The sequence below is a fragment of the Carboxylicivirga sp. genome (genome assembly GCF_982718395.1).
On sequence record NZ_CEXQWX010000163.1, the window covers coordinates 1 to 2393 of the forward strand.

Annotated in this window: 2 protein-coding genes; both read left to right on the forward strand. The window is 30.8% G+C overall.

Annotated elements, in window-relative coordinates; genetic code table 11:
* Nucleotides 1-122: 122 nt before the first annotated feature.
* Nucleotides 123-974, forward strand: a complete 852-nt coding sequence (locus tag AC4MRQ_RS21120; RefSeq protein WP_491199709.1) for a hypothetical protein — start codon at nucleotides 123-125, stop codon at nucleotides 972-974.
* A 49-nt stretch (nucleotides 975-1023) separates the two neighbouring features.
* The coding region (locus tag AC4MRQ_RS21125) for an SIR2 family protein (RefSeq protein WP_491199710.1) at nucleotides 1024-2393 on the forward strand (1370 nt) is incomplete at its 3' end.

Here is a 2393-nt window from a genome sequence, read left to right on the forward strand (position 1 = left end):
ATATCAGTATGTATTGTGCACTTTTTGAAGATTTAAATAAGAAATAAGTGCCATTGTGCACTTTTAGAAAAGTTAGCTGCAATAATAACTAACCCAAATACTTTTAACTAAAATTCAATATTATGAATGAATTCTTAAATCTACCAATCGGAAAAATTATCAAGGATGAATCAGCCTATGAAAAATACTATAATGATAGAGTTTTAAGCTTTATAAAAAGGCAACCAACAAATGAAAACGGTATTAAAAATAAGTTTCAAAAATGTATAGACCTTACTCATAATGCTTTTGAATTATCAAAGAAGATTCTTGAATCAATAAACACTATAGGTCAATTAGAAAGCTATTCAGCTGTTGAAATAGTGAAAAAGCAATCGGAAAAGTTTGATGCTATTACTGAATCAAATCAATACGGAATAAATCAAGCTGAATTAGAAAATGTAAAAAACATAAATAAGAAAGCAGAAGAACTATTAATTAAAGGGATAACTGATAATAAGAAATATGAAAATTCAACTTTATTAGAGTACCTTGATAATGAATTACGTGATGAAGAATCAATGAAGAAAGCCATGATTAAGACAAGATTTGCTACTCTTTATTCTGGTTTTGATGGTGAACTTAAAAGAATTCAGGCTTTAAGTTATCCCATATTTTGGGCAAGAATTGTACGTGGATTCTTATTTTCAGGAATCTTTAAGATTGAAGGTAAAAAATTTGAAGATAAAATATTAATTGACGATTTAAAGAATTTAGGTAATGAATTAATGGGTACTGTTGTGCCTATTGGTTTATATAAAGCCTTTCTAAAACTGTGGGAAGATTTTTATTGTTTAGATACAACACCTGATTTAATTAAAAATGCAGAATTTTTAGATAGTTATTTAGAAAATTATGAATCGCTATTAATTCAGTGGAATATTATGGCAACTCAAACTCTTGAATTACTAAAGATTTGGGAATCAAAAAATTAAAGTAGCTAACAATGTATATACAACATAAATAAAAAGACATATCTGAACTATGAAAAAACTCAGCCTTCATACCTTTAAATATACACTTAGAGATATTCATACAAATACTGAAAATAGAAAGTTCTGTTTTGTTATTGGTGCTGGTGCAAGTTACAAGAGTGGCATACCCACAGGCGGACAATTAGCCCAAAAATGGTTTGATGAAATAAATGACAGATATCCAGCTGAAGATTTGGAGCAATGGATAGAGGATGTAAAAATAAATAAAAAAGACCTCGCAGCCCATTATGGTTCCATTTATCGAAAACGGTTTGAAAATGATAAAACTTCGGGGTATGAATTTTTAGTTCAAGCCATGCGTACAGCAAATCCTACTTTTGGTCATATTGTACTTGCTCAAGTATTAACCAAAGCATCAGGTAATTGTGTCCTTACAACAAATTTTGACAGCTTAATTGAATCTGCAATTTATCAATATACAGATAAAACACCTTTGGTTTGTGGGCATGAATCCTTAAGTGGTTATGCCAGACCATCGAAAATTCACCCATTAATTATTAAAATTCATCGTGACCTATTATTGTCACCCAAGAGTGATCCTGATGAAATAAATAAACTTGACGATGGCTGGAAAGAACCTTTGGATAATATATTTAGTAGCCACATACCCATTGTAATTGGCTATGGTGGTAATGATGGCAGTCTGATGGCCTATTTTGAAAAAATGAATAAACCAAGTAATTTTTTCTGGTGTGGCCATAAAGGAACGGAACCTTCGGAGCGAGTTAAAAAGTTAGTGCTTCAGATGGACGGAACCTATGTTGAAATTGATGGATTTGACGAAATGATGCAGGAACTACTATGGGTCTTTGATGAAATTAAACCAATAAAAGAAGAGTTAGATGCGATAACCAAGAGCAGAATAGAGGCTATGAACACGCAATTGAATGAAATGAACATCCAATCTGAAAAAGTTAATTCTCCTAAATCCGAAATTAAGAAAGAACTTTCTGCATACGAATATTCTACTTTGGCAGATAAGGAGCCTGATTTTGAAAAACGAAAAAGCATATATCTCGAAGCCTTAATTAAATTCCCTAAAACTTCTTGGTTGTTAGGTTCTTATGCCTATTTCTTGCATTTTATTAAAAAAGACTATTCCGATTTGGAGGAATATTATCTCAAAGCCTTATCTATTGAACCAGAAAATGCAGGCTTAAATGGAAATTATGCAATCTTTTTGAAGGACATAAAAAAGGATTATGAGAATGCTGAAAAATATTATCTCAAAGCCTTATCTATTGAACCAGAAAGTGTAAATAACACTGGAAATTATGCCAACTTTTTGAACGACATAAAAAAGAATTATGAGAATGCTGAAAAATATTATCTCAAAGCCTTATCTATTGAACCAGAAAA